Genomic DNA, 26,531 nt, shown 5'->3' on the forward strand with positions numbered 1-26,531 from the left:
TTCGCTTCGCTCGCAATGACGGGGTGTGATGCCTTACGCCCCGATCGCGATTTTCGGCTCGGCGTCCGCGTTGGCGGCCATTTCGCGCAGCGCGCGCCGGTACTCGACCGGCATCACCTTGCGGAATTTGGGCAGCCAGTCCTTCCAATTGGCAAGGATGCCGGCGGCGCGCTTGGAGCCGGTGGCTTTCGCATGGCGCGAGATCAGCACGTGCAGCCGCTCGACGTCGGAGGCGAGCAGGTTCTTGAACACGTCGACCCGGCCGTGCGCCTCGAGGTCACCGGAATGGTGATAGGTGCCGGCGTTGATCAGCTCTTCCGACAGCACCGGCTCGAGATCGACCATCGCCATGTTGCACAGCCTGTCGAAGTCGCCGGTCTCGTCGAGCACATAGGCGATGCCGCCGGACATGCCGGCCGCGAAGTTGCGCCCGGTCTTGCCGAGCACGACCACGATGCCGCCGGTCATGTATTCGCAGCAATGATCACCCGCGCCCTCGACCACCGCGACCGCGCCGGAATTGCGCACGGCAAAGCGCTCGCCGGCGATGCCGCGGAAATAGCACTCGCCCTCGATCGCACCGTACATCACGGTGTTGCCGACGATGATGCTCTCCTCCGGCACGATGGCGGAGTTCTTCGGCGGCTTGACGATGATCTTGCCGCCCGAGAGGCCCTTGCCGACATAGTCGTTGCCTTCGCCTTCGAGCTCGAAGGTGACGCCGTGGGCGAGCCACGCGCCGAAGGCCTGGCCCGCGGTGCCCTTGAGGCTGACATGGATGGTGTCGTGCGGCAGGCCGGCATGGCCGTAGATCTTGGCGACCGCGCCGGACAGCATCGCGCCCGCGGAGCGGTTGGTGCTGTTGATACTGGCCTCGATCTTCACCGGTGCACCGCGATCGAGCGCAGGCGTCGCCTTCTCGATCAGCGTGCGATCGAGCACCGCCTCCAGATGATGGTTCTGTCGCTCGGAGTGATAGATCTTCTGGCCCTTCTCTTCCTTCTGCTTGACGAACAGCTTCGAGAAGTCGAGGCCCTTGGCCTTCCAGTGCGCGACCAGCTTGGTCTGGTCGAGCAGCTGAACCTGGCCGACCATCTCGTTGAAGGCGCGGAAGCCGAGCGAGGCCATGATCTCGCGGACTTCCTCCGCGACGAAGAAGAAGTAGTTGATGACGTGCTCGGGCTGGCCCGTGAAGCGCTTGCGCAGGACGGGGTCCTGGGTCGCGACGCCGACCGGGCAGGTGTTGAGATGGCACTTGCGCATCATGATGCAGCCTGCGGCGATGAGCGGCGCCGTGGCGAAGCCGAACTCGTCGGCGCCCAAGAGCGCGCCGATCACGACGTCACGCCCGGTGCGGAAGCCGCCGTCGACCTGGACCACGATGCGGCTGCGTAGCCGCTCGCGCACCAGGGTCTGGTGGGTTTCGGCGAGGCCGATCTCCCAAGGACTGCCGGCATGCTTGATCGAGGTCAGGGGCGATGCACCCGTTCCGCCCTCGAAGCCCGCGATGGTAACGTGGTCGGCGCGCGCCTTGGCGACGCCCGCCGCCACCGTGCCGACGCCGATTTCAGAGACGAGCTTGACCGAGACGTCGCCGGTGGGGTTGACGTTCTTGAGGTCGTAGATGAGCTGCGCCAGATCCTCGATCGAGTAGATGTCGTGATGCGGCGGCGGCGAGATCAGGCCGACGCCCGGCGTCGAGTGCCGGACCTTTGCGATGGTCGCGTCAACCTTGTGGCCGGGCAGCTGGCCGCCTTCGCCGGGCTTGGCGCCCTGCGCCATCTTGATCTGCATCATGTCGGAGTTGACGAGATACTCCGTGGTGACGCCGAAGCGGCCGGAGGCGACCTGCTTGATCGCCGAGCGCATGGAATCGCCGTTCGGCATCGGCTTGAAGCGGTCGGCTTCCTCGCCGCCCTCGCCGGTGTTCGACTTGCCGCCGATCCGGTTCATGGCGATCGCGAGCGTGGTGTGCGCCTCGCGCGAGATCGAGCCGAAGCTCATCGCTCCCGTCGCGAAACGCTTGACGATGTCCTTGGCCGGCTCGACCTGGTCGAGCGGGACGGGCTTGCGCTTCTCTTCGTCGGCGTTCTTGATCCGGAACAGGCCGCGCAGCGTCAGCAGGCGCTCGGACTGCTCGTTGAGGATTTTTGCGAAGGCGCGATAGCGCTCCTGCGAATTGCCGCGCGCGGCGTGCTGCAGCAGCGACACCGACTCGGCGGTCCAGGCATGATCCTCGCCGCGGCTGCGATAGGCATATTCGCCGCCGACATCGAGCGCGCTCTTGTAGACCTGAGCATCGCCGAACGCGTCGGCGTGGCGGCGCACGGCTTCTTCGGCGATCTCGCCAAGGCCGACGCCCTCGACGCGGGTATGCGTGCCCGCGAAGAATTTTGCGACGAAGTCGGCCTTGAGGCCGACCGCGTCGAAGATCTGCGCGCCGCAATAGGACTGGTAGGTCGAGATGCCCATCTTGGACATCACCTTCAAGAGGCCCTTGCCGATCGACTTGATGTAGCGCTTGACGATCTCGTAGTCGTCGAGCGAGCCGGGCAGGCGGTCCTTCATCGCAATGATGGTCTCGAACGCCAGATACGGATTGATCGCTTCGGCGCCGTAGCCGGCCAGGCAAGCGAAGTGATGCACCTCACGCGGTTCGCCGGATTCGACGACGAGACCGACCGAGGTGCGCAGGCCGGTGCGGATCAGATGATGATGCACGGCGGCGCAGGCCAGCAGGGACGGGATCGGCACCCGGTCGGTGCCGACCATGCGATCGGACAGAATGATGATGTTGACGCCCTCGCGCACCGCGCTTTCCGCGCGCGCGCAGAGCTCGTCGAGCACCTGGTCCATGCCCGCCGCGCCGAGACCGGCGTGGAAGGTGGTGTCCAGCGTGCGCGACTTGAAGTGGGTGTCGGCCACGTCCGAGATCGAGCGGATCTTTTCCAGGTCCGCGTCGGTCAGGATCGGCTGACGCGCTTCGAGACGCTTGGTGGTGGCAAGGCCCTGCAGGTCGAACAGGTTCGGCCGCGGCCCGATGATCGAGACGAGGCTCATCACCAGCTCCTCGCGGATCGGGTCGATCGGAGGATTGGTGACCTGCGCGAAGTTCTGCTTGAAGTAGGTGAACAGCGGCTTGGCCTTGTCCGACAGCGCCGAGATCGGCGTGTCGTTGCCCATCGAGCCCGCGGCTTCCTCGCCGGTGGACGCCATCGGCGTCATCAGGATCGAGATGTCTTCCTGGCTGTAGCCGAACGCCTGCTGGCGATCGAGCAGCGACAAATTCGAGCGCACGCCTGTCGTCGGGACCTTCGGCAGCTCTTCCAGCACGATCTGGGTCCGCTCCAGCCACTCCTTGTAGGGATGGCTCTTGGCGAGCTCCGCCTTGATCTCGTCGTCCGGAATCAGCCGGCCCTGCTCGAGGTCGACCAACAGCATCTTGCCGGGCTGCAGGCGCCACTTGGTGATGATCTGGTCCTCGGGGATCGTCAGCACGCCCATCTCGGACGCCATCACGATGCGGTCGTCCTTGGTGACGAGATAGCGCGCCGGCCGCAGGCCGTTGCGGTCGAGCGTGGCGCCGATCTGGCGGCCGTCGGTGAAGGCGATCGCGGCGGGGCCGTCCCACGGCTCCATCAGCGCGGCATGATATTCGTAGAACGCGCGGCGCTTCTCATCCATCAGGGGATTGCCGGCCCACGCTTCCGGAATCATCATCATGACCGCGTGCGGCAGCGAGTAGCCGCCCTGCACCAGGAATTCGAGCGCGTTGTCGAAGCAGGCCGTGTCCGACTGTCCCTCATAAGAGATGGGCCAGAGGCGGTTGATGTCCTTGCCGTAGAGCTCGGAGCTCACCGAAGCCTGGCGCGCCGCCATCCAGTTGGTGTTGCCGCGCAGCGTGTTGATCTCGCCGTTATGCGCGATCATGCGGTAGGGATGCGCCAGCGACCAGGCCGGGAAGGTGTTGGTCGAGAAGCGCTGGTGAACCAGCGCGAGAGCGCTCTCGAAATCGGTCTCGTGCAGGTCGGGATAGTACTTGCCGAGCTGGTCGGCGAGGAACATGCCCTTGTAGATCACGGTGCGGCAGGACAGCGAGCAGGGATAATAGCCCGCAAGGCCGCGGTCGCGGCGCTGATAGATCGCCTGCGAGATCGACTTGCGCAGGATGTAGAGCCGGCGCTCGAAATCGTCCTCGGTCTTGGCGGTGCCGTTGCGGCCGATAAACACCTGCATGCAGGCGGGCTCGGTCGGCTTCACGGTGACGCCGAGCGAGGAATTGTCGGTCGGCACGTCGCGCCAGCCGAGCAGGGTCAGGCCCTCCTCCTTGATCTGGTCGGCGATGATGCTCTTGATGACGTTGCGCCACGCGGTGTCGCGCGGCATGAACAGCGCGCCGATGGCGTATTCGCCGGGCGCCGGCAGCGTGAAGCCGAGCTCGCTCGCCTTGCGGCTGAAGAAGGCGTGCGGGATCTGCACCAGAATGCCGGCGCCGTCACCGGCGCGCGGATCGGCGCCGACGGCACCGCGATGCTCGAGGTTGCAGAGGATATTCAGAGCGTCAGCGACGATCTCGTGCGACTTCCGGCCCTTGATGTTGGCGATGAAGCCGACGCCGCAGGAATCCTTCTCCAGACTCGGATCGTACAGGCCTTCGGCCGGCGGGCGCGAATTGTGCTCCTGAATCGGATCGGTCATCGGATCGGTCGTTTTCGAGGCGACCGTCGCCGACAGCTCTTCTGCCACGATGTTTGCGCGCTCGAATTGCGACCCGTTCATTGTTCCAATCCTCTCCATGCGGCAAGCTGCCTCACCGCCATCTTCGGCGCACCTTGGGCGTTCCGCGGCACCCGCCTCTGGGTCACCGCTCGTCCGTTGCGAGCCGCATTTTCTTAAATTCAGGCCTAGGCGTTCTTCGTTCCCGAGAACGGCTTTGCCTGGTACCTCGCCGGCGCTCGAAAGTGCCAGTTTTCGCTGCAATCCCTGTGCCGGAACCGCAAGCAAAATTGAGACAGTCTTCCTGTCCTAAACATCACCTTGCCAAATTTTTGTCTATCACACAAGCGCGCGGAAGTCCCGATTCCCGATATGTCAATCAATCGCTTTCCGAATGTTGCGCGGCCCCGGTTTTGAAGCAAACGCGCCCCGATCCGGCCCTGCGGGCGCCGAAATCCCAAATGAAGCTTCGGATCGACCCTTCGGAAGGCGCGCCACGCCGCAAGAAGCGAAAGAGCGCAAGTCATCCAGGGCCTGACAGGAGCGTGTCGACCATGAAGTTTTTCACAGGATGTGTGGCTGCTGCCACGCTGGTGCTGGCTGTAACCACTGCTCAGGCGCAGGTTCCGGCGAGCGGTATTGGGCGAGGGGCAGTGATACCCGTGTCCGATTTCGACGGACCTTACGGGCCGCCCGAGGTCGCACCGCCACCGCCGCCGCGTTACGGCTACGGGTATGGCTACGAGGAGCGCGGTCCGGCCCCGGAGTTGCTGCCGTCTACGGAGGTCTATGCAGTGTTGCGGGAAAACGGCTTCTCGCCGCTCGGCATCCCGCGCCTGCGCGGCAGCGTCTACACCATCGCGGTGATCGACCGCCGCGGCGACGACGGCCGGCTCGTGATCGACGCCCGCGACGGGCGGATCATCCGTTTCGTGCCGGCCGCTGACGCCTATGGCATGGCGCCCGGCTATGACGAGCGTGCGGTCGCGCCCTACGGCCCGCAAAGCGCGCTGCCGCCGCCGACCATGGTTCGCAGTGGCCCGCCGCGGCCGCCGGCCGCGATCCCGCATGTGGCGAGCCGGACCGTGCCGCTGCCCAAGGCTGCGCCGCGGCGCGCTGAGGCGCCGGTCGCCGCCGCCAAGCCAGCTGAACCGGTGGCGCAGCAGGCTCAAGCGCCGCAGGCCCAACCAGTGCAGCAGACTGCCACCGCACAGGCGAAGCCGGTGGAGGCTGCACCGCAAGCCGTGGCATCGACGGTCGGACAGGCCAAGCCGGCACCGACGATCCTGCCGACGCAGGACATGCCGGCCGCGCAGGGGCTGGATTAGCGCCGCGAGTTTGCCGCGACAGCGCTTGCTTGCTGCATCCTTGGTGTCGTCCCTGCGTTCGCAGGGGACGACGTCGGGGAGAGAGGCTGGCAAAACAAAAGGCGCCTGACATGTTCGGGCGCCTTTTGCATTGAGGCGATCGCCTCAGCTGCGCGGATATCCCGCCGCTTCCAGGATCAGGTTCGCCACCTCCTTCGGATGCGAGACCAGCGAGAGGTGGCCGGCATCGAGTTCGACCGTGGTGGCGTTCATGCGCTTCGCGAGGAAGCGTTCGAGATCCGGATTGATCGTGTAGTCGCTCTTCGACACCGCGTACCAGCTCGGCTTCGAACGCCACGCCGCTTCGGTGGTGCGGCCGGCGAAGATCGAGGCCGCGGTCGGCCATTGCACGGCGTACAGCTCCCTGGCCTGCTCAGGCTTCACGCCATTGGCAAAGTACTTCAGGAAGGCGTCCTCCGAGAGCTTGGTGTAACCGACTCGCTCGACGATGCCGGCGCGTACCGGGCCGGTCGGAAACTGCTTCGACAGGGCGACGAAATCCTCGTTCGCATCCGGCGCGCGGGCGGCGACATAGACCAGCCCGGTCACCTTCGGGTCGGTGCCGACCTGGCTGATCACGGTGCCGCCCCAGGAATGCGCGACCAGCACGGTCGGCCCGTCCTGCTCGGCCAGCGCGCGCTTGGTTGCATCGACGGAGTCCGCCAGCGACGACAGCGGATTCTGCACGGCCGTCACATGCAGGCCCGCGGCCTGGAGGATCGGGATCACCTCCGACCAGCTCGAGCCATCGGCCCAGGCGCCGTGCACCAGCACGACGTTGGTCGCCTTCACGGTCTGCGGTGTCTGGGCCTGAGCAAGGCTAAGGGGGGCCGTGAGCAGGCCCGCGGCGACGAAAAGGCTGCGCCAGAGTGTCATGATCGTTCTCCGTCTTGTTTTGGGTTCGATGCCCAAAAGACGGCGCGCGAGGCCGCGGCGTTACGCGCGTTCACCGCTCTGTGATGCGGCGCAAAAAAACGCCCCGGGGCACCGGGGCGTTTTCGTAACCTGGGGGTGGCGTGCGCGGTTTACGCGGCGGCTTGCGCGGCCGAGTTCTCGATCACCTGCGCCTTTGGCGTGCCGGTGTTGATCGCGATCTGGCGCGGTTTCTTCGCCTCGGGAATCTCGCGGACGAGATCGACGTGAAGCAGGCCGTTCTCGAGCGAGGCGTCCTTGACCTGCACGAAGTCGGCGAGCTGGAAGGCGCGTTCGAAGGCACGCGCGGCGATGCCGCGGTAGATCACTTCGTTCTTGCTGTTCTCGTTGGCGACCTTCTCGCCCTTGATCGTCAGCGTGTTTTCCTTCGCGACGATGGAGAGCTCGTCCCTGGCGAAGCCCGAGACCGCAACGGTGATGCGGTAGGCGTTCTCGCCGGTACGCTCGATGTTGTAGGGGGGATAACCGGGGCTGCCGTCCGAACCGGCCTGGTCGAGCAGGCTGAAGAGGCGGTCGAAGCCGACGGTGGAACGATAGAACGGGGTGAGATCGTAGCTACGCATGGTCAAGTCCTCCATTGAGCGACTGTTGGTAACCCGCCCGCCAATCGGGCCGGGCTTTAGCCTGTGTGCAGCCTGATGTTCCGGTTCCGAAACACTGGTAGCGGCCTGCACGAAGGTGATATGGGTGGAACGAGACGGCGTTCAAGAGGGCGGCATTTGCACCTTTTCGGCGCTTTGGCCCCTTGATTTGCAGCACTTCGCGCCCAAGCACCACCAATCATGACGCTGGTCTCGATCCCGTCCAATCCCGTTCCCGAAAACGTCGTCAGCGGCACCATCAAGACGCCCGATGGTGTCGAGCTGCGCTTTGCCCGCTGGGCGCCGCCGGCGGGCCGCAAGGGCACCGTCTGCGTCTTCACCGGGCGCAGCGAGCAGATCGAGAAATATTTCGAGACCGTGCGTGACCTGCGCGACCGCGGCTTTGCGGTGGCGATGATCGACTGGCGCGGGCAGGGCCACTCCTCGCGCCGCCTGCGCGACCCGCGCAAGGGCTATGTGCGCGATTTCTCCGATTTCGAGGTCGACGTCGAGGCCTTCGTGCAGCAGGTGGTGCTGCCGGATTGCCCGCCGCCGTTCTTCGCGCTGGCCCACTCCATGGGCGGCACGGTGATGCTGCGGGTGGCGCATGCGGGCAAGCGCTGGTTCGACCGCATGGTGCTGTCGGCGCCGATGATCGACTTGCCCGGCCGCACCACCTCGCTTCCGGTGCGCGCGCTTCTCAAGACGATGCGCCTGCTCGGGCAGGGCGGCCGTTACGTCCCCGGCGGCAGCGACCGCCTCACCGGACTCGATCCCTTCATCAACAATCCCGTGACCAGCGATCCCGTGCGCTATGCGCGCAATGCCGCGATCCTGGAGGAGGACCCGACGCTCGGGCTGGCGTCACCGACGGTGGCCTGGGCCGATACCGCCTTCCGCGCGATGCACACCTTCAAGCGCGTGAACTACCCCTCGCAGATCCGCCAGCCGATCCTGATGCTGGCGGCCTCCAGCGACGCCGTGGTCTCCACCGCGGCGATCGAGGAATTTGCCTATCACTTGCGCGCCGGCTCCCATCTCGTGATCGCAGGCGCCAAGCACGAGATCCTCCAGGAGCAGGATCGCTACCGCTCCCAGTTCTGGGCCGCCTTCGACGCCTTCGTGCCGGGCACGCCGCTGTTCAAGTGAGGAATTGAGCGCGAGATCGCGCTACAACGTCTTCAGATACTCGATCAAATCGTAGCGCTCGGCATCGTCCTTGAACATGCGGCCGATCACGCCGGGGCGTTTCGGCTCGCCGTCCTTGCGCTCGAAGGAATGGCCGAGCACGCTGTTGCCCTGGATCGGATCCTGCTCCGACCCCGCGGAGAACAGCGTTTCGCCCGTCTTGCACTTTTCGTCAGCGCTGACGGCAAAGCCGACGGTCACGGGATCATAGTCGCGGCGGCCCATGCAGAATTTCTGCGGGCGCTCGCTCGCCGGCTTCAGCAGCCAGTACAGCGAAGGCACCGAGCCGTTGTGCAGGTAGGGCGCGGTGGCCCAGATGCCGTTCAGCGGCCGCGCGCGATAGCGCGGATCAGGGGCTGGATTGAGACAGTTCTTGCGCGCCAGATTCCAGATCTTCCCCCGCTCCGCCTCCGGGATATTCTCGTCGTCCATCCATTTGCGGACGGCCAGGTCGACCACCGTCATGAGGCCTAGCGCATAGACCATCTCGTTGGGCCTTTTGCTCGCCGTTGGGACCTCGCATTGCCACCAGGTCTGGAGGTCGGCCGTATTCACCTTCAGGAAACTCGGCACATCGACGATCCTGTTGCTCAGGACAAGCGACTGCTCGGGATCTGTGTTGATCTCCTTGAGCGGAATCGTGACGGCGTTCAGCACCTTGCTGTCGCCGCTCTGCTCCCAATGCGACGAGGACCAGAACGCCGGGGTGTTGATATCAGGCAAATGACATCCGGAGCACATCTCGGCGTAGATCTTGCGGCCATTCTCGACTTTCCTCTGATCGATCCTCCAGGCGTCGCCGAGGATCTGCGAGGGCCATTTCGGCGCCAGCAGGCCGCCGAACTTCGGGTCGGCCGACTTGAACGGATCTGGTCCCCTGAGCATGTCCTCGATCCAGCCGAGTGTCCTCACGTTGACCGAGGAGCGCCACAGCCGATCCGCCGGATAGGCGTCGGACAGGTTGAGCAGCGCGGTGACGCCGAGCGCTTCGCCTGCGTTGCGAATCAGCGGCTGCTCGATCGAGGCGTCGTATTGCGCGAACTTGAACCACGGCACCGTCCAGATCGCGGGATAGCTGACCGGCGCGTCCTGGGCGTGCAGGTTCTTCTCGAAGCCCTTGACCCCGCTCAGCGCGAGATCCTGCGAAAAGACCTGGTTGCCGATGCGGTTGAGCGCGTCGAGGCGGCCGAACCCTTCCTCCGTGTCCTGCTGCTGCCGGCCGTTCCAGGTCTTCTTGCCTTCAATCGTCTTCTGTTGGGTTTGCGCCCAGTCGATCAGGAACGTGCCGATCGCGCTGAGCTTCTGCTTGAGTGCGGCGCGGTCCGTCTTGCTGGCGTCGGGGCCGAGCACGCGGTCGGCAAAGCGCTGGAAGCGGAACGGGACGTACAGCGTGTAGGCGATCGAGAGGCCGGTGGAGAGTTCCAGCTTCTTCAGGTCGGTCATGGCCGGGCCGCCGTCGAAGCGAACATCCACGCCCTGGTAGTGGATTTGGCCAGTGTGGCAGGCCGCGCAGGTCAGCCCGATCATGTCGTCCTCGCGTCGGCCGGTCGCGGGATCGACGACGCCGGTCATCCGCGCGAAGCCGACCGGCAGGCCGTCGACGTTCTCCGCCGGCGTCCATCTGGTCGACCAATCCGGCGCCTGCGTCGTCTCATAGACATTGGCGTAACCGAAGCGGCGCAGTGTCGTCGTGTCGGTCTGGATTGACTGCGGGCTCGGGATGAAGCCGAAGCTTTCGAGATAGGCGCTGTCCTTGATCAAGCCCGGCTTCGAGAACAGATGAAGCCGCGGCTGCTCCAGCGCCACGAACCATTCATAGGGCACCGGGAAGGTCGCGGTGCCCTGGCTGGCATGGTGGAACCAGTGCCGGTCCTTCAGTGACCAGTTCTGCTCGAGCCAGAAGGCGGCCTTGGTCTCCGGAACCGCAGGTAAGGGCGGCGGCAGAAGATTCACCAGGATGCCCTTCTGGGGCAGCATGGCGCGGACCTGGTTGGGGAATTCGGCGACGGCCACCAGGGCGACGAGGCCAAGGCCGATGACGAACGCTGTCAGCGCGACCGCCCAGCGAAAGCGGAGCTGACAATTCGACAGCAACGGCTGCGACAATATCCGCTGGTTGATGCGATCGGGCAGCTGGCGCTGTTCGAACAGCGTGCGCACGTCGGCCACGCTGAGATAACGCTCCTCGCCCGGCTTGCCCTTGCCGATGATCTTCAGAAGGACCGGCCATTCGAACTTCATCAGCAGCGGGTAGTACCAGCGCGCGGCGCTGCCGGCGCGCTTGATGTTGTCCTGCATGAAGGTCTTGATTTCCGCGGCGTTGAGGCCGGGTTCGCTGCTGCCGGTGTTCGGGTCGGTGTAGGTCCGGCCGAAGCTTGCGAGCCGCGCGATCTCGCCCTCGTTGACCTTGCCGTCGACGCCGAGGATGCGCGAGCCGGCGCCGCGCTTGTCGAGCGGGCCGCCGCGCAGCGCGTCGAGTTGCGCCCCCGACCAGATGCTCTTCAGGATGTGCTTGATGCCGTTGGCGATCAGCGCAACGCCGCGGACCTGGATGCGGGCCGAGACCTTCTTCAGCCCGGTCTCGCCAGTCGCATTCGCGATGGTCTGCGACAGCGTGTTGAGCGGAACAGTCCCGCCGTCGACGAAACCTTCGCCGACGAGACCGCGCAGGAACGGGCAGGGATTATTCGGGGAGACCGGGATCGAGGGATCGAAGGGCGGCTTCGAAGTGGGATGATGCATGGCCCAAATCCTGAAAATAGCGAATCGAAATACGCAGGCGCGCTGTTAGAGCGCGGAAAGTCCTAACAAACCGACAGCAGGTTATACTACTTCAGCGTGCAGCGAAGTGTGGCCGAATTCACTGTCGTGTCAATAAAAGCTGGTCCGGATCGCCAAGGGATCGGACCACGATTGCCGAGAGCCGCGGCCGCCGTTCAGGACTCGGCGGCGCGTTTGACGCTGCTCTGCACCAGGGTCAGCTTGCCGAGCGGCACGCCGGCCTTGAGCAGCCCCTCGCGGTAATGGGCGATGTCCTCAGGCCGCTTCCAGTGGAAGTTACGCAAGTGTCTTTCGACATTCAGGGTTGGATAGTTCGCCATCAGCACGCCGACGGCCTCGCTCGCTTCGTCGCTCCGTCCCATCTGGGCCAATGCCGCGGCGCGGATCGCCAGCGCCTGCATGTGGTTCGGGTTGATGTAGAGCTGCTCGCGAGCCCATGACAGGGTCGCGTCATATTGGCGCAACAGGTAGTGACTGAAGGCGTTCAGCGCCGCCCATTGGTAGCGCGGGTCGCTGTTGTCACGTTGTGAAGCCATTGAAAACAGCTCGATCGCCTCGCGGTGCTCGCCGATGACGAAATGGCAGATGCCGAGCACGCCGCGCGCGCCGTTGTCGTAGGGGTTGAGCGCGACCGCGCGCTTGGCGGCGTCCATCGCGGCCTCGTAATGGCCCTCCATCGCATGGGCCCAGGACAGGATCGAGAACGCGAAGGAGGAGCGCGGGTCGAGCCGGACGCTGGTCTCGGCGAGGCTCATCGCCTCGGCCCACATCTCCCGCGTGCCCTTGACCCAGCCGAATTGGATGCTCTGGATCTGGATCGTGCCGAGATAGGCGTGCGCGATCGACAGTTTGGGATCGAGCCGGATAGCCTCGCGGAAGAGGTCGACGGCGGTGGCCAGGTCTTCCTTGGTCTGCCGGTAGTAATGCGACAGGCCCTTGAGGAAGCGGTCCCAGGCGGTCACGTCGGTGCTGAGGCGCGCCGGCGCGGAGGCCTCGGCCCGGACGATCTCGGTGGCGATGGCGGCGGACAGGCTGGTGGTGATCTCGTCCTGCATCGCGAACAAGTCGCCGATGTCGCGGTCGTAGCGGCCGGTCCAGAGCTGCTCGCCGGTCTCCGGCGCGATCAGCTCGGCGGTGACGCGGATCTTGGCGCCTGCGCGCCGCACCGAGCCTTGGATCAGATAGGTGGCGTCGATCTCGCGCGCGATCAGGCGCGTGCTGGTGTTCTTGCCCTTGAAGGCGAAGGTCGAGTTGCGGCTCAGCACGCGATAGAAGGATTGCAGCGACAGCGCGTGGATCAGGTCCTCGGTCAGGCCGTCGGAGAAATATTCGTCCTGGGCGTCGCTGAGATTGGCGAAGGGCAGCACGCCGACGATCGCGGTGCGGTACTGTTGCGAGAGGGCGGATGCCTCCCTCGGCTCGGGGGCGAGAGCCGGCGCGCCCTCGGGCGTCCAGGTCCAGACCCCGACCGCATCCTTGATGTTCTTGAAGCGATGGTTGCCGGCATCGGTCAGCAGCGCGGTGAGATGCTTGCTCGCCTCGCGATAGGCCTTGGCCGAGATGGCGAAGCCGCCGGGACTCGCGACCGATTCCAGGCGGACGGCAATGTTGACATCGTCACCGAACACCTCGTCCTCGTCGGCAATGACGTCGCCCATGTGGATGCCGAGCCGGAACTGCATGGCGCGGTCGGCCGGCAGATGGTGGTTACGCTCCGCCATCAGGGTCTGCATCGCGATCGCGGCCTCGGTGGCACCGACAATCGAGGGGAACTCGAGCAGGAAGCCGTCGCCGGTGTTTTTGACGACGCGGCCGCCGTGATTGAGGATGATGGGGTGGATCGCGCTGCGATGAGCCTTGAAGGCGGCATGGGTGCCGGCTTCGTCGCTGCCCATCATGCGCGAATAGCCGGCGACATCGGCGCAGACGATGGCGGCCAGACGTCTTTCCATATCCTCGGAGCTCCAAGGGAGGGCGGACCGGCCACGGCATGGCAGTCGCCTCGAATCCCGCATTTCAAGAACCCTGCCTTTATAAAGCAGATGCGGCCGAGCGGAAGTGTGATCCGCATTGCAAATTCGAGGTAAATCCTACGCGATCCCGGCGGTGGACGGGGACCGACGAACCGACTAAGCGGAATGGCGACCGCCCGGACGGCGGCAGGGACACCTCGCATGCTGGGCATTCACGAAATCTGGCTCTTCATCCTGTCGGGGGTGCTGCTCAACATCACGCCGGGGCCTGATTCCGTCTACGTCATCGGCCGCAGCATGCAGATGGGCTGGCGGGGCGGCGCGGCTGCGGCGCTCGGCATCAGCTGCGGCTGCTTTGTCCATGTCGCGGCCGCGGCGATCGGCCTTTCGGCGCTGCTGATGGCTTCATCGACGGCGTTCTCGATCCTCAAGCTCGTCGGTGCGGCCTATCTCGTCGTGACGGGGCTTCAAATGCTGTGGTCGCGCCCGGCGCTGGCTTCAAGCATCGACGAGCCGGTGCAAAGCTCGCTGCGGCGGGTCTTCCTCCAGGGCGTTTTCACCAATGCGCTCAATCCCAAGGTCGCGCTGTTCTTCCTCGCCTTCCTGCCGCAATTCGTCGCAGCCGATTCACCGCAGAAGCCGCTGGCCTTCCTGACGCTCGGCCTGATCTTCATCTCGACGGGTACGCTGTGGTGCCTGATCCTGGCGGCGTTCGCGGCCAGGGCCGCCCACAGCCTGCGGAGTTCCGAGGGCGCGATCGCCTGGGTCAACCGTGCGCTCGGCGGCCTCTTCATCTATCTCGGCATCCGCGTTGCCATGCTGGAGAGCCGCTAAGCATTCGAACGAATGAGGATACGGACGCGATCGACCCGAAAGAGGTCGTGCGGGGAGGTTTGAATGGTTCGAGGAAGCTGTCTGTGCGGCGCCGTGCGTTTCGAGATTGATCAGGTGCGCGCGCTGACGCACTGCCACTGCGCCAATTGCCGCAAGCTGACCGGTGCGGCCTTCGCGACCTACGCCCATGTCGATGCCGACAAATTTCGCTTCGTGACGGGCGAGGACGCGACGGTGGCTTACGAATCCGCGCCGGGGAGCTTCCGCTATCGCTGCAAGACCTGCGGTTGCCTGACGCCGGGCAAGGCGAGTTATCTTCCGACCGTCAGCATTCCCGCCGGCCTGCTCGACGACGATCCGCAAGTCAGGCCTCGCATGCACGTCTTCACCTCGTCGCGGGCGTCGTGGTGGGAGATCGAGGACGATCTGCCTCGATTCGAAAAATGGGTGCCGGGCTTTGAGCCGAAAGCGTAGGCTTCCTGGTGACCAGGCAGGGCCTGACCTAGCCGAATTCCTTCAGCAGCGCGCTGCCGGCAAGATAAAGGCCGAGCAAAATCATCGCGATCAGGAACCAGCGGCGAAACGCTTCCGCCGGCATCCGTGCCCGCACCGACTGGCCGACGTACATGCCGGCAAAGGCCATGGCCAGCCCGACGGTGCCCGGAACGATATTCGCCGGCGTCATCAATCCGACGGCGGTCAGGTTGAAGGCGAGCGCCAACGTCGCGGTCGTGAAGAACACGCCGAGCGCCTGCACTAGCTCGTCCTTCTCCATGCCGATCGCCTGCATGAACGGCATCGAGGGAATCACCTGCACCCCGGTCGAGGCCGAGATCACGCCGGTGACGACACCGACCACGCCGCCGACCCATTTCTCGTTCTGCGGAGCGACGCGAAACTGGAACTTGTTCAGACCGATCACGGCATAGACGATCAGCAGGGCGCCGAGCACGATCGTGCCGTAGCGCGCATGGGGGCCGGTCAGCGCCCCGGCATTGAGCCAGCATCCGACCACGGTGCCGATCATCAGTGGCCACAGCCGCCTCAGGATGTCGCGCAAATAGGGGCCAACGAAAGTCTGCCAGATGTTGGTGATAATGGCCGGCACGATCACGATGGCGATCGCGCGGCTCGGGGCCATGCTCACCGCGAGCAGTCCCATGGACACCGTGGGCAGGCCGAGCCCGACCACGCCCTTGACGAATCCCGCAAGCAGGAAGACGGCGGCGATGAGGATGAGCAGCGGGTCGATCATTCCTGCACATTGACCGAAGCTGCGCGACGGCACAATCTGGAGCTTACGGAGAGTGCCTTCGGTTGGCACGCAGGCTAGGACCTGATCCGGACACGAAGGGCCGCGCTAGCGCAAGATGCGCAGCGGTTTTCCGAGAAGATCATGCTCCGCCAATGAAAGCACAGATCTGCCATGCGCTTCGACCTCGTCGACCTCCAGCTCTTCATCGCCGTGGCCGACCAGCGCAGCATCACCCGCGGCGCGGAGCGGTCGAACCTGGCGCTGGCCTCGGCCAGCGCGCGCATCAAGGGTCTGGAGGATGCGCTCGGCGTCACGCTGCTCAAGCGCGGGCGGCGCGGCGTCGAATTGACCGCGGCCGGCGAGAGCCTGCTCGATCATGCCCGGCTCGTGATCCACCAGATCGACGCCATGCGCGGCGATCTTGCCGGCTTTGCCAGCGGCGTCCGCGCCAGCGTGCATTTCCTCGCCAACACGTCGGGCCTGTCGGAGCATCTGCCGAAGGCACTGGCCGGCTTCCTGCGCGAGCATCGCGACGTCGCCATCGACATCGAGGAGCGCGAGAGCACCGACATCGCGGCGGCGATCACCGGCGGTGCGGCCGATCTCGGCTTTGCCGCAGAGCACGCGCTGCCCGAACACATCGAGCGTTTCGCGTTCAGTGAGGATCGTCTGACGCTGGTGACCTCACGTCGCGGCCCGTTCGCCGGCCGCCGCCAGATTGACTTTCAGGAGGCGGGAGCCTGCGACTTCGTCGGCCTGACCAGTGCCACCGCGCTTCAGATGCACATCGCCAAGCACGCGGCCCGGCTCGGCATGCGTCCGCATTTCCGGGCGCGCCTGCGCGATTTCGACGCGATCTGCCAGATGGTCGCTGCCGACGTCGGCGTTGCCCTCGTGCCCGAAGCCGCCGCCCGCCGCTGCGCCAAGACGATGCCGCTCGCCATGGTCCGGCTACGCGACGCCTTCGCCAACCGAAAGCTCGTCATCTGCGCCCGCAGCTTCAAGGCGCTGCCGCGGCCCGCCAAGATGCTGGTGGAGCATCTGCGGGCGGCGAAGGTGTGAGCAGTGCCATTGCGATCGAGGAGCCGCGTCCTGACGGACCGCGGCTAGTGCGTGTTCGATTTGTGCCAATTCTCCAGGTCGATCGGTGGCCGCTTCGGATCGATCTGGTCTTTCTCCGGATTGCCCTGCCAGGGCTTGTCGGTCTGCCGGTGATTCGGCAGGTCGTTCTGCTGTCGCGGATCGTCGAGCGGCGTCTCTCTCGGATCGTTTTCAACTGCCTTCGGCATATGTTCACCTTTCGGAACTGCAGGATGTGTTGCGCGGCGCGCTGGGCCTGCTGACCAACCCGGGTCAAAATGGGTCGTTCCGTCGCGCGCTATCATTCACCTGCCACTGCGGCGATCGGTCCAGGAACAGTCCCAGCCGCATGTCATTGCTCCTCTTTGGCAAAACCGAGCCAGGGAGCAAGCCATGTCGAAGATGCCGCCCGTACCTGCAGAGCAGCGCAGCAACAAAGGCCCCGGTTCAGATCCAGCGGTTGAGGTCGAAGAGAAGGTCCCCGGCCGTGAGAATTTCGACACCCAGGGCCATCACGGTAACATCAAGCAGAACACCACCAATCAGGGCCATCGGCAGGATCGATGATGGCCGACCGGAATAGGTGCAATGCGGGTTCGATGATCGTTCTCGTGCTGGTCGCCGCCCTGGCAAGCGCGCCCGTCAGTCAAGCGACAGCACAGGGCGGCGGAGGCTCGGGTGGAGGTGCGGGCAGTGCCGGCACCTCGTCGGGGACGACGACGGCTCCCGGAACCAACGCCGCCGGAACGGCCCAATCGGGCGGTGGCGCCGGCCCGCGAGGGTCCACGACAGTTGGCCGGCCCGGCAATCCGGCGGGTGGCGCCAACGTCGGTCGGATCGACGGGACGGTCACGCCGGGTCCCTCGCTGCAAGGCGATGACCAGATCCGCTCGGAGACTTCGGGGAGCTCAGAGGCTGATCGGAAGATCAAGAGCATCTGCAAAGGGTGCTGACGGATGATCGGGACGCCGGCTTGTCCGGCCTCCCGTCGAGATCCGCGGCATCGTGCGGTTCAGGGTCGGCAGCGCAAGGCTTGATGTTCAATTCGTCCTCGAACACGGTCTGGTCGTGACTGTGTTCGACCAGGCCGGCCAGATCCGCCTTCTGCGACGTTGCGATCGGAAGCAGGATGCCCGAACAGGCTCCCGACCTGAGAAATTTCCCGTCGTTTACCTCGGCATCCGGCGGCCCGTGGCGTGCTGCGGCTTGTGCTCGAGCGAAGCAGCCTGCGTGAGATCGTCATGCAGCCTCCCGCTCGCGATTGTTATTGATTGAGCAGCTTCAGTGCTTCTTCGTGGACCCTGGCGTCGCCGGCCGCGATGATACGGCCGCCGCCCTGGGCCGGCTTGCCCTCCCAGGTGGTGACGACGCCGCCGGCGCCGGTCACGATCGGGATCAGCGCCGCGATGTCGTAAGGCTTCAGCTCGGTCTCGACCACGAGGTCGACGTGACCTGCGGCCAGCATGCAATAGGAGTAGCAGTCGCCGCCATAGCGCGACAGCCGCGCGTCCTGCTCGATGCGGCCGAAGATGGCGCGGTCGCGCTCGTTCATCAGCAGGGGGCTGGTGGTGTAGGTCGTGGCTTCAGAAAGCCTGGCGCAGCGGCGGACCTGGAGCCGGCGCTCGCCGGAGGGTCCCTTGTAATTGGCCGAGCCGTTGTCGCCGGAGAAGCGCTCCCCGATGAAGGGCTGGTGCATCATGCCGAACACCGGCGCGCCCTTGTGCAGCAGTGCGATCAGCGTGCCCCATATCGGAAACCCGCCGATGAAGGATTTGGTGCCGTCGATGGGGTCGAGCACCCAGACGTAGTCGGCGTCCTCGCGCTCGTTGCCGAATTCCTCCCCGACGATACCGTGCTGGGGGAAGTTGGCCTTGATCAGCCGCCGCATCACCGCCTCCGCGGCGCGGTCGGCCTCCGTCACGGGATCGAAATCCCTGGTCTTGCTTTTGTCGTCGATCGACAGCGAGGTGCGGAAGAACGGCAGGATGGTTTCGCCGGAGGCGGTGGCAAGCCGTCCGATGAAGGCGGAGAAGTCGATCACCGTCACAGGCCGAATCCTCGAAAGCGAAAGTTGGACGAAGCTCGCCTCCTGCCTAGCCCAATTCGGCAGGATCTTGCAGCGCTGTCTTGGTTTGCTCCCTGGTATTTTGAATACTGCGACTGGCTGCCATATCTCAGGCATCTCTTGGCCAAATATCGATCACGACGTTGAAAACTTAGTTCCGACTATGCCTCGTTCGTATGCAAACATCTATCAACCCATTGAATTTCCTTATCAAAGAAACTGAATCTGGGTTTCCGTGGAAGCAACTGAGCCATGTGCATATTGCATGGGAAACGGCTCAAAAGTCCTTGCACTTTGTGCGTCGCGGTCGCATATTGTTGCGGTGCGGTAGCGCTTGGCGTTACCGCTGCCCTCCTTGGGCGTTTCCTCCCTAGACTTGGGCCGCTTGCGTCATTCGCGAGCGGCCCTTTTTTCTTGCGGCCTTGTTTCTGCGGCTTCGGCTTTCAGTTCAGCGCGCGCAAACGTGCGAAGCGAAGACACGCTCGCGCTATTCGCAGGCCACACGATCTCAAGAAGAAATACCGGCGCCTATTCCGCCGCGGCCTGGAACGGGCCGAGGTCGCCGAACGGAATCGTGGTCGCCAGCACGTCGGCGAGAACGCCGAAATCGGTCGCCACTTGCGCAAAGCGGGGACTGCGCTCGCGCCGCCGCTCGTCCATGTAGATCGCGCGGTTGAGCTCGAGCTGCACCGCATGCAGGCCGCTCGCGGGATTGCCGTAATGCTCGGTGATGAAGCCGCCGGCATAGGGCTTGTTGCGGCCGATCGAATAGCCGAGCCCGGTCATGGTCTCCTCGACCCGGTCGGGCAGCAGCGGCGTGCAGCTCGTGCCGTAGCGGTCGCCGATCACGACGTCGGGCCGGCGCGGCTCGTCGCGGGACACGCCGACCGAGGGCATCGAGTGGCAGTCGACCAGCACCACGGTGCCGAACATCTGGTGCACCTTGTTGATCAGCCGGCGCAGGGCGCGGTGGTAGGGCTTGTACAGCGTCTCGATCCGCTCCAGCGCATCGTCCACCAGGATGCGGTCGCGGTAGATCTCCTGGCCGTCGCCGACCACGCGCGGAATGGTGCCGAGGCCGCCGGCGACCCGCATCGAGCGGGTGTTGGCAAAGCTTGGCAGCCGTCCGGTGAACATGCGGGGATCGAGCTCATAGGGCTCGCGATTGACGTCGACATAGGAGCGGGGAAAGTTGACCCGCACGGTCGGAAAGCCGCGCTCGCTCAAATGGCCGATCAACTCGTCCATGAAGGAATCTTCGGACCGTCGCAGCGTCGGCAGGTCGATTCTGGAGGCGGCGAGGAATTGGTCCGGATAGGTCGAGCCGGAATGGGGCGAGTTGAAGATGACGGGCGCACGCCATTGCGTGGGCTCCACGATCTCGAAGGCTGGCGACACCTCGCCGTCAAACCGGGTCATCTTCTCAGGCTTCGTCCCTTCGCGCCGGGATCTGGCGGGTCCAGACCACATCGATTCGGCCGATCGAGCGGCTCTTATGTGTCGTCATTGTCCGGAATCGCAACCATTCTGCCAAGTGAAAAGATGGGATGGCTTGTTGGAACACGTCTTAACCGTGCGGGCAGGGAGGCGGGGATGAGCCGCCGCGGCTCGATTGCTTCGAGGCGCATTTCGGTTCACAACGGGCCGGCAACGGCAGCCGTCTCTGGGTTAAGATTTTCACCCCAAATTTACCCTCTGTCAGGCTTAGTGACCTCTGCTGATATCCTCTGGGGATGCGACGATTCCTGCCATGCCAAAGATCCTGCTCGCCGAAGACGACAACGACATGCGCCGTTTCCTGGTCAAGGCGCTGGAAAACGCCGGTTTTCAGGTCTCGTCCCACGACAACGGCATGGCCGCCTATCAGCGGCTGCGGGAAGAGCCGTTCGAGATGCTGCTGACCGACATCGTGATGCCGGAGATGGACGGCATCGAGCTCGCCCGCCGGGCCTCGGAACTGGATCCTGATATCAAGATCATGTTCATCACCGGTTTTGCCGCGGTCGCCCTGAACTCGGATTCGGACGCCCCCAAGAATGCCAAGGTGCTGTCCAAGCCCGTGCATCTGCGTGAATTGGTCAGTGAAGTGAACAAGATGCTGGCGGCCTGAATCGCCCCCGTTCCGTCCTTGCGCCGGCTCCCCTGAGTCGTTATAGGGACCCCACCCGATCTAGACGACCTCTAGGGCACGTAGCTCAGCGGGAGAGCACTACCTTGACATGGTAGGGGTCACAGGTTCGATCCCTGTCGTGCCCACCATCCTTCGCTCGCGGTAGCAGAGAGAAGGATGCCGCGCCGAAGCCCAAAGGGCGCAGGCGGGCCGCCGCCGCGAGCTACGGCTCGGCAAGCCACCGATCTGAATGCGAAGCGTGTCCGGCGGAGCTCGAAGAGCGTAGACGGACTGCCGCCGCGAGACCGGGCTCCCAACGCGACACGATCTCATCGATAGCAGCTCCTCATCAGGATGGAGCGAACGCGTTCGTATCGCGAACGCAGGACTGACCGCCGCCGCTCCCCCGAATCGGATTTGTCCCTAGCCATAGGGACAGACTTTCTCCGCGGCCCGCGCGACATTGCGTCAGCGAAATATAATACTGGGGAGGACATCATGATCCGGCGCTGCCTTGCAGCCTTGTGCGTTTGCACCGCGATGGTTCTCGCCATCCCCCGCGCAAATGCCGATATCAAGGTGGGAATCGTGGTGTCTGGTTCGGGGCCCGGCTCGGCGCTTGGCCAGCCGCAGATGCGGACAGTTGCGGCGCTCCCGAAGGAAATCGGCGGCGAGAAGATCGTCTATATCGCCCTCGACGATGAATCGGACTCGACCAAGGGCATTCAGAATGCGCGGCGGCTGGTCATTCAAGACGGTGTCGACGTCCTCATCGGCTCCTCGCTGACGCCGGTGACCATGCCGATGCTCGATGTCGCCTGGGAAGCCAAGACACCGATCATCTCGCTCGCCGCGGCGACAGCCATCGTCCAACCCATGGACGAACGGCGCAAATGGGCCTTCAAGGTCGTTCCCAACGACGATTTGATGGCCGTCGCGATCCTCAAGCACATCGCCAAATCGGGCGTGAAGACGCTCGGCTATATCGGCGTCTCCGACGGTTATGGCGAGGGCTATTACAAGGAAGTGAGCAGGCTTGCTCCCACCTTCGGCCTGACCGTGACCACGCACGAAGTCTATGCGCGCGCCGACACCAGCGTGACCGGCCAGGCCCTCAAGGTGATCGCGACAAATCCGGACGCCGTCTTCATTGCCTCCGCGGGCACGCCGGCCGTGCTGCCGCAGCAGGCGCTGCGGGAGCGCGGCTATTCCGGCAAGGTCTACCAGACGCACGGAGTGGCCACCGAGGAATTCATCAAGCTCGGCGGAGCCAGCGTCGAAGGCGCCGTCTTCACCGGCGAGGCGTTCACGATCGCGGACGATCTGCCGGCGGATGATCCGTTCCGCAAGGTCCGGGACGAATTCCTGTCCGCCTACGAAAAGGCGAACGGGCACAAGCCGAACATCTTCGCTGCGCATCTGTGGGATTCGATGGCGCTGCTCAAGACCGCGATACCGAATGCCATGAAGACCGCGAAACCCGGCACGGCGGAATTTCGCGCCGCCCTTCGCGACGAGCTCGAGCGCGGCAAGGACGTGTATCTGAACAACGGCCTGTCAACGATGAGTCCCACCGATCACAACGGCTACGACGAACGTTCGGCGTTCTTGATCAAGGTGGAAGGCGGCCGCTTCAGGCTGATGAAGTAGCAGTCGGGCAGAACGCGGCTTCCCGCGTGACGCGTCGCGTCCAAGAAATCGGGAGGGGCCTTACGCGGGGCTGCCTTTGGCGGCGCCCAGCAGCAAGCCCTTCAGCCCGGTCGGAAACAGCTCGGCTGCGTCAAGTTGCGACGAAACCAATCTAAGCGCTCTTGTTCTTCTTGAGGAGATCGGCGCTTGACGAGTACGAACCCGGCAAGTCGATCGGCTTGGTCCGACCAGAAGAAACCGAACCATTCCTTCGTCTGAAAACCAGTCATGGCAACGGGCTCCGAAGGGGGTAACGCTTCGAGCGCGGCCAGCAGCGAAGGAAAGCCGTATGTGACGATACCTCCTTCCATCGTGGTTTTGTGTCTAATCCTGTAAATTCGAAGCCAATCCTCGGCCGGCGAGTAATCTGACTGCCCGCTGGTAGGAACGTCTCGGATCAGGTCCGATTGCTTCAGGAAGTTGAGAGCTGCCCAAGTGTCTTCGCTTGCCGGAAGAGAAGCAATCAGCTGCTCTAGGATTTGCACCGTCAAGGTCATGGCGTCTCTACTAGGCAGGTTGGCTTGGGTGCGTTGGGCGGAGGCGCCCAATTCAACTCGGCGAGCCATGCAGTAAAATCATTTGTGCCGTATAGATACACGCTCAGCATCGCTCCTCAAGGTCCGCTTCTGGCCCAAGGCTGCCCTTTGCTAGCCGCCTGGGAGGTCAGCTTTTCGGAGGCGAGCCGACCAGCGAAATCGGACCTGGCAGGGCACTTTCTAACCCTGAGCAGAACTCGGGAAGCTGCACAGCCGACCGGACTCGGTCCTGCCGACCGGAGCAGCCGATGGGGATATTATCGCGCCGACTGCCGAACAAGCGCCGATCTAGTCTTCGTCTGGCTCGCGCACGACCGCTGGTTCGTCAACGTCATCCTCCCCTTCGTCTTCTTCGTCCTCCTCGTCTTCTTCCTCGTCCTCTTCAGGATCTCTTGGCGGCATCGCAGTGCCCATGACCACGAGCGGTGTCCAGCAGATCGCTGTGATGGAAAATGCTTTGAAGGTGTGTTGCTTCATGGCGTTGCTGCTCCTTGATAAGGACCCGGAGTCGAATATTCCGGACGGGCGGCCCGCGCAGGTCCAGGACGCGATCGTTGCAAACGTGAGGGTGACTTCAGGTCGATGACATGAGCAAGCGCCACAGCCGCCACGCGACTGGCGGCGCTTGGGGCTACCTTATGCCCGAAGACCCATTAGACTCCATGTCCACCAAAAGTTCGCCGCTGATCACTTCGGGAATCCCAAGATCGAGATCATGTAGGCTCGCCTCAACAAACGCCAGTACCTTAGCGTTGGCTGCGTTGGCGCTCTCGCGGTCATCAAATATCATCACAGCGATACCGATGCCGCCGCCCGCATCCAGCACATGGTAGGATCTAAATCCCTGCGATTGCCTCAGGATCTCACCGACGCCGCTCTTGGCGCGACGGGCGGCGTCCGCGACCGAACGAACATTCGTGTACTTGCGAATGACCATGTACATGGGGCCACCACGTCTCATGCGCGCCCCTCGATCAGAGCATATCGGTCCCAATCGGACCAGTGCCAAATTCCGGGATGCCACAGCGTCCAGTTGGGCGGACCACGCAACACGCCTTTTCCAATGAGCCATCCTCGCCCGCAAAGGGGCGAGGTGCTGAGGCTCAGGTGCCCTCGAACTTGAACGATACGTTGAGCTTGGCGCGATAGGCCTCGACCTTTCCCTTGTCATCCAATTGCATATCGAGCTTGACGACCTCTGCGATGCGAAGATCTCGGAGAGATTTGGCAGCTTGCTCGACCGCGTTGGCGGCCGCCTTCTCCCACGAGTCTTTACTGGTACCGATCAGTTCAATGACCTTGTAGACGCTCTCGGGCATGTCGTCCTCCTATCCGGTAGGGCCGGGAAATCTAGCATCTGGATCTCGACGCCGATACCTGTCCGCGGATGCCGCGGAGAAAGGTTCGTTTGGCTGTCACTTTTTCTGTTCGCGCAAGAAGGAACTCGGGCGCCCGTCGCAAGATGCGATTGCATTTTCAGCCCGGACGGAGCGCATATGGAATGCTCTTCCCGCTGGTTGGTTTCTGATCTGAATAGAGTTCTGCAGGCCGATGTCGTCATTGCCGCTAAGGTTCTGACCCATGAAGCGATGGCACCGCGTAAGCATCAGCAGCATCGTTGTCGCCGTGGGTCTGGTGTGTGCCGGGGCCCTGGTCGTCAGTCGAACCCACGTTCCATCAGAAGCCATAGCTTCATCGGTAACACGTACTCCTGAACTCATGGAGCGTGCGTGGCACCTACCCGTGGCAGCCACATTTCAAAGACACGTTGATTGGCAGTCAAATGGCTCTCGCTGCGGACCTGCCGCTGTTGCGAATGCGTACCGGTCCCTTGGCGAGGCGGCAAGGACGGAGGGCGAAGTGTTGGCCGGCACGTGGAGCTGCTGGACGGGGGTATGCATCATGGGTCTCACGCTCGACGAGCTGGCCAAAGTCGCCCAGTCGCATACCAGCCGGAACGTTACGGTCTTGCGTGATCTCAGCGAGATGCAGTTTCTGGAGCATCTGCGTCGCTCAAACGATCCGGGGCGACGCTACATCGTGAATTTCGATCGCGCTCAAATCTTTGGCGCTGGTAGCGGACACCATTCCCCAATTGGGGGCTATTTCGAAGCCGAGGACCTCGTTTTCGTGCTCGATGTCAATGTTGATTTCAAGCCATGGCTCGTCGAGCGGAAGCGGCTGTTCGACGCCGTGAATACGTTCGACGGCGATCAAAAGCGGGGACTGCTGTTCATCGAGTAATATACCGCATGTCGCCTTGGCTCTCGGCGACTTTCGCCAGGACGGTCACCCAACGAGATATTTCTTCACCGCCGCCTCGTCCCACGCGATCCCATTCCCAGGCTCCTCGCCCGGCAACGCAAAACCGTCCTTGATCTTCAGCCGCGTCGAAAGCACCGCGTCGGCCCAGTCGACATATTCCAGCCAATGCGCGGTCGGCGTCACGCAGAGCAGATGCGCGCTGACTTCCGAGAACAAATGCGAGGACATCTCGATGCCGGCGGCATGGGCGAGGGCGGCGGCGCGCAGCCAGCCGGTGACGCCGCCGATGCGCTGCACGTCAGGCATCACGTAATCGCAGGCTTCCGCGGCGAGTGCCGCCTGCATCGAAAAGGCGCTGTCGAAATTTTCGCCGATCTGGATCGGGGTGAAAAGCTCGTCCGCGATGCGGGCGCTGCCCTCATAGTCGTCGTGGCGGATCGGCTCCTCGATCCAGCTCAAACCCTCGTTATCCAGCATCTCGCCACGGCGGATCGCCTCGGTCACCGTCAGCGCCTGATTGTAGTCGCACATCAGCGTGACCTGATCGCCGACGGCCTTGCGCACAGCGCGGACGACGGCGACATCCTCCCGCGCATCGGGCCGGCCGACGCGGATCTTGGCGGCCTGGAATCCCTCGGCCAGCAGCTTGTGCGCCTCCTCGACTGCGGCGCCCGCCGGCATGATGCCGAGCCCCTTCGAATTGTAGGCCCTGATCTGCTTCGGTGCCCCGCCGAGCAGGCGTGACAGCGGCAGGCCCTTCGCTCGTGCGAGCGCGTCCCAGGCGGCCATGTCGATGCCGGATTGCGCCAGCCGTTGCAGGCCGGCGAGCCCCAGCAGCGTGAAACGCTGGGCCAGCTTGCGCTCGATCTCGAACGGCAGCAGTTCGTCCCCGGCGATAAGCGCTGACATTTCCGTGACCATCGCCGTCAGCGGCTTCAAGGCCGATGGTGTGATCGAGAACAGATAGGCGTGCCCGACCGCGCCCTGGTCGGTCTCGCAGTCGATCAGCACCAGCGGCGCCTTGGCGACCGATCCGGTCGAAGTCTGGAGCGGCAGGTTCATCGGCACGATCACGGGCCGCGCCTGAAAGCGCTTGATGCGGATGGTCTCGGTCATGGGTCTCTCCCGGCGGGACGGATGCAAGTTGGTCCGATCTTA

The 26,531-nt window shown here is 64.1% G+C and carries 23 protein-coding genes and 1 tRNA gene; 10 read left to right on the top strand and 14 right to left on the bottom strand.

Annotated elements, in window-relative coordinates; all coding sequences use genetic code 11:
* Positions 1-33 precede the first annotated feature (33 nt).
* Positions 34-4,779: a glutamate synthase large subunit gene (gene gltB / locus RX330_RS04895; RefSeq protein ID WP_317242246.1), complete on the bottom strand. Its 4,746-nt coding sequence runs from the start codon at positions 4,777-4,779 to the stop codon at positions 34-36.
* A gap of 491 nt (positions 4,780-5,270) precedes the next feature.
* Here gltB and RX330_RS04900 point away from each other — a divergent pair, with 491 nt between their 5' ends.
* The gene (locus RX330_RS04900) at positions 5,271-6,044 is read left to right on the top strand and encodes a hypothetical protein (RefSeq protein WP_317242247.1); all 774 of its coding nucleotides are present in this window, start codon (positions 5,271-5,273) and stop codon (positions 6,042-6,044) included.
* A 144-nt stretch (positions 6,045-6,188) separates the two neighbouring features.
* Here the strand turns inward: RX330_RS04900 and RX330_RS04905 are convergent, their stop codons facing one another.
* Together RX330_RS04905 and RX330_RS04910 are read right to left on the bottom strand one after the other, a co-directional pair.
* Positions 6,189-6,959: an alpha/beta fold hydrolase gene (locus RX330_RS04905; protein WP_317242248.1), complete on the bottom strand. Its 771-nt coding sequence runs from the start codon at positions 6,957-6,959 to the stop codon at positions 6,189-6,191.
* 149 nt (positions 6,960-7,108) lie between these two features.
* Positions 7,109-7,579 (bottom strand): Hsp20 family protein, encoded by a 471-nt coding sequence (locus RX330_RS04910; RefSeq protein WP_212079985.1) that lies wholly within the window; start codon positions 7,577-7,579, stop codon positions 7,109-7,111.
* Positions 7,580-7,798: 219 nt separating this feature from the next.
* Between RX330_RS04910 and RX330_RS04915 the strand changes: the two genes are divergently transcribed.
* Complete coding sequence (locus tag RX330_RS04915) at positions 7,799-8,746, top strand: alpha/beta fold hydrolase (protein ID WP_212079987.1); 948 nt, start codon at positions 7,799-7,801, stop codon at positions 8,744-8,746.
* Between the two features lie 21 nt (positions 8,747-8,767).
* On the opposite strand, the gene RX330_RS04920 is transcribed toward RX330_RS04915, so the two are convergent.
* Together RX330_RS04920 and RX330_RS04925 are read right to left on the bottom strand one after the other, a co-directional pair.
* A complete protein-coding gene (locus RX330_RS04920) occupies positions 8,768-11,527 on the bottom strand; it encodes a di-heme-cytochrome C peroxidase (RefSeq protein WP_317242249.1) in 2,760 nt (919 codons plus the stop codon).
* A gap of 194 nt (positions 11,528-11,721) precedes the next feature.
* On the bottom strand, positions 11,722-13,518 hold the full coding sequence (locus RX330_RS04925) for an adenylate/guanylate cyclase domain-containing protein (RefSeq protein WP_317242250.1): 1,797 nt from the start codon (positions 13,516-13,518) through the stop codon (positions 11,722-11,724).
* A 222-nt stretch (positions 13,519-13,740) separates the two neighbouring features.
* Here RX330_RS04925 and RX330_RS04930 point away from each other — a divergent pair, with 222 nt between their 5' ends.
* On the top strand, positions 13,741-14,373 hold the full coding sequence (locus tag RX330_RS04930; protein ID WP_317242251.1) for a LysE family translocator: 633 nt from the start codon (positions 13,741-13,743) through the stop codon (positions 14,371-14,373).
* A gap of 63 nt (positions 14,374-14,436) precedes the next feature.
* Entirely contained in the window at positions 14,437-14,847 is a 411-nt protein-coding gene (locus RX330_RS04935) for a GFA family protein (RefSeq protein WP_212079994.1), read from the top strand.
* Positions 14,848-14,875: 28 nt separating this feature from the next.
* Here RX330_RS04935 and RX330_RS04940 read toward each other — a convergent pair whose 3' ends face one another.
* Positions 14,876-15,628 carry a sulfite exporter TauE/SafE family protein gene (locus RX330_RS04940; protein WP_212079995.1) on the bottom strand — a complete coding sequence of 251 codons (753 nt, stop codon included), beginning with the start codon at positions 15,626-15,628 and terminating at the stop codon, positions 14,876-14,878.
* A 171-nt stretch (positions 15,629-15,799) separates the two neighbouring features.
* Here RX330_RS04940 and RX330_RS04945 point away from each other — a divergent pair, with 171 nt between their 5' ends.
* On the top strand, positions 15,800-16,690 hold the full coding sequence (locus RX330_RS04945; RefSeq protein WP_212079996.1) for a LysR substrate-binding domain-containing protein: 891 nt from the start codon (positions 15,800-15,802) through the stop codon (positions 16,688-16,690).
* A 44-nt stretch (positions 16,691-16,734) separates the two neighbouring features.
* Here the strand turns inward: RX330_RS04945 and RX330_RS04950 are convergent, their stop codons facing one another.
* Complete coding sequence (locus tag RX330_RS04950) at positions 16,735-16,917, bottom strand: hypothetical protein (RefSeq protein ID WP_212079997.1); 183 nt, start codon at positions 16,915-16,917, stop codon at positions 16,735-16,737.
* Positions 16,918-17,101: 184 nt separating this feature from the next.
* Between RX330_RS04950 and RX330_RS04955 the strand changes: the two genes are divergently transcribed.
* Positions 17,102-17,275 carry a hypothetical protein gene (locus RX330_RS04955; RefSeq protein WP_212079998.1) on the top strand — a complete coding sequence of 58 codons (174 nt, stop codon included), beginning with the start codon at positions 17,102-17,104 and terminating at the stop codon, positions 17,273-17,275.
* 697 nt (positions 17,276-17,972) lie between these two features.
* Here the strand turns inward: RX330_RS04955 and hisN are convergent.
* On the bottom strand, positions 17,973-18,755 hold the full coding sequence (gene hisN, locus RX330_RS04960; protein WP_212080003.1) for a histidinol-phosphatase: 783 nt from the start codon (positions 18,753-18,755) through the stop codon (positions 17,973-17,975).
* A gap of 546 nt (positions 18,756-19,301) precedes the next feature.
* Positions 19,302-20,192 (bottom strand): N-formylglutamate amidohydrolase, encoded by an 891-nt coding sequence (locus RX330_RS04965; RefSeq protein WP_317242252.1) that lies wholly within the window; start codon positions 20,190-20,192, stop codon positions 19,302-19,304.
* Positions 20,193-20,523: 331 nt separating this feature from the next.
* Between RX330_RS04965 and cpdR the strand changes: the two genes are divergently transcribed.
* The 3 genes from cpdR to RX330_RS04980 all read left to right on the top strand — a co-directional run bounded on the left by cpdR (position 20,524) and on the right by RX330_RS04980 (position 22,533).
* A complete protein-coding gene (cpdR, locus tag RX330_RS04970) occupies positions 20,524-20,883 on the top strand; it encodes a cell cycle two-component system response regulator CpdR (protein WP_007597092.1) in 360 nt (119 codons plus the stop codon).
* A gap of 74 nt (positions 20,884-20,957) precedes the next feature.
* Positions 20,958-21,032, top strand: a tRNA-Val gene (locus RX330_RS04975).
* 391 nt (positions 21,033-21,423) lie between these two features.
* On the top strand, positions 21,424-22,533 hold the full coding sequence (locus RX330_RS04980; RefSeq protein ID WP_317243841.1) for an ABC transporter substrate-binding protein: 1,110 nt from the start codon (positions 21,424-21,426) through the stop codon (positions 22,531-22,533).
* A 101-nt stretch (positions 22,534-22,634) separates the two neighbouring features.
* Here RX330_RS04980 and RX330_RS04985 read toward each other — a convergent pair whose 3' ends face one another.
* The 4 genes from RX330_RS04985 to RX330_RS05000 form a co-directional block, all read right to left on the bottom strand.
* Positions 22,635-23,069 carry a hypothetical protein gene (locus tag RX330_RS04985; protein WP_212080005.1) on the bottom strand — a complete coding sequence of 145 codons (435 nt, stop codon included), beginning with the start codon at positions 23,067-23,069 and terminating at the stop codon, positions 22,635-22,637.
* 327 nt (positions 23,070-23,396) lie between these two features.
* Positions 23,397-23,585: a hypothetical protein gene (locus RX330_RS04990; RefSeq protein WP_317242256.1), complete on the bottom strand. Its 189-nt coding sequence runs from the start codon at positions 23,583-23,585 to the stop codon at positions 23,397-23,399.
* 154 nt (positions 23,586-23,739) lie between these two features.
* Positions 23,740-24,051 (bottom strand): hypothetical protein, encoded by a 312-nt coding sequence (locus RX330_RS04995; protein WP_212080008.1) that lies wholly within the window; start codon positions 24,049-24,051, stop codon positions 23,740-23,742.
* Between the two features lie 160 nt (positions 24,052-24,211).
* Positions 24,212-24,427: a dodecin family protein gene (locus RX330_RS05000; RefSeq protein WP_166813554.1), complete on the bottom strand. Its 216-nt coding sequence runs from the start codon at positions 24,425-24,427 to the stop codon at positions 24,212-24,214.
* A 262-nt stretch (positions 24,428-24,689) separates the two neighbouring features.
* On the opposite strand from RX330_RS05000, the gene RX330_RS05005 reads away from it, so the two are divergent.
* A complete protein-coding gene (locus RX330_RS05005; RefSeq protein ID WP_317242257.1) occupies positions 24,690-25,352 on the top strand; it encodes a phytochelatin synthase family protein in 663 nt (220 codons plus the stop codon).
* Positions 25,353-25,397: 45 nt separating this feature from the next.
* Here RX330_RS05005 and RX330_RS05010 read toward each other — a convergent pair whose 3' ends face one another.
* Positions 25,398-26,489: an enolase C-terminal domain-like protein gene (locus RX330_RS05010; RefSeq protein ID WP_317242258.1), complete on the bottom strand. Its 1,092-nt coding sequence runs from the start codon at positions 26,487-26,489 to the stop codon at positions 25,398-25,400.
* Between the last annotated feature and the right edge of the window lie 42 nt (positions 26,490-26,531).

Source organism: Bradyrhizobium sp. NDS-1 (assembly GCF_032918005.1).
GTDB lineage: Bacteria > Pseudomonadota > Alphaproteobacteria > Rhizobiales > Xanthobacteraceae > Bradyrhizobium > Bradyrhizobium tunisiense.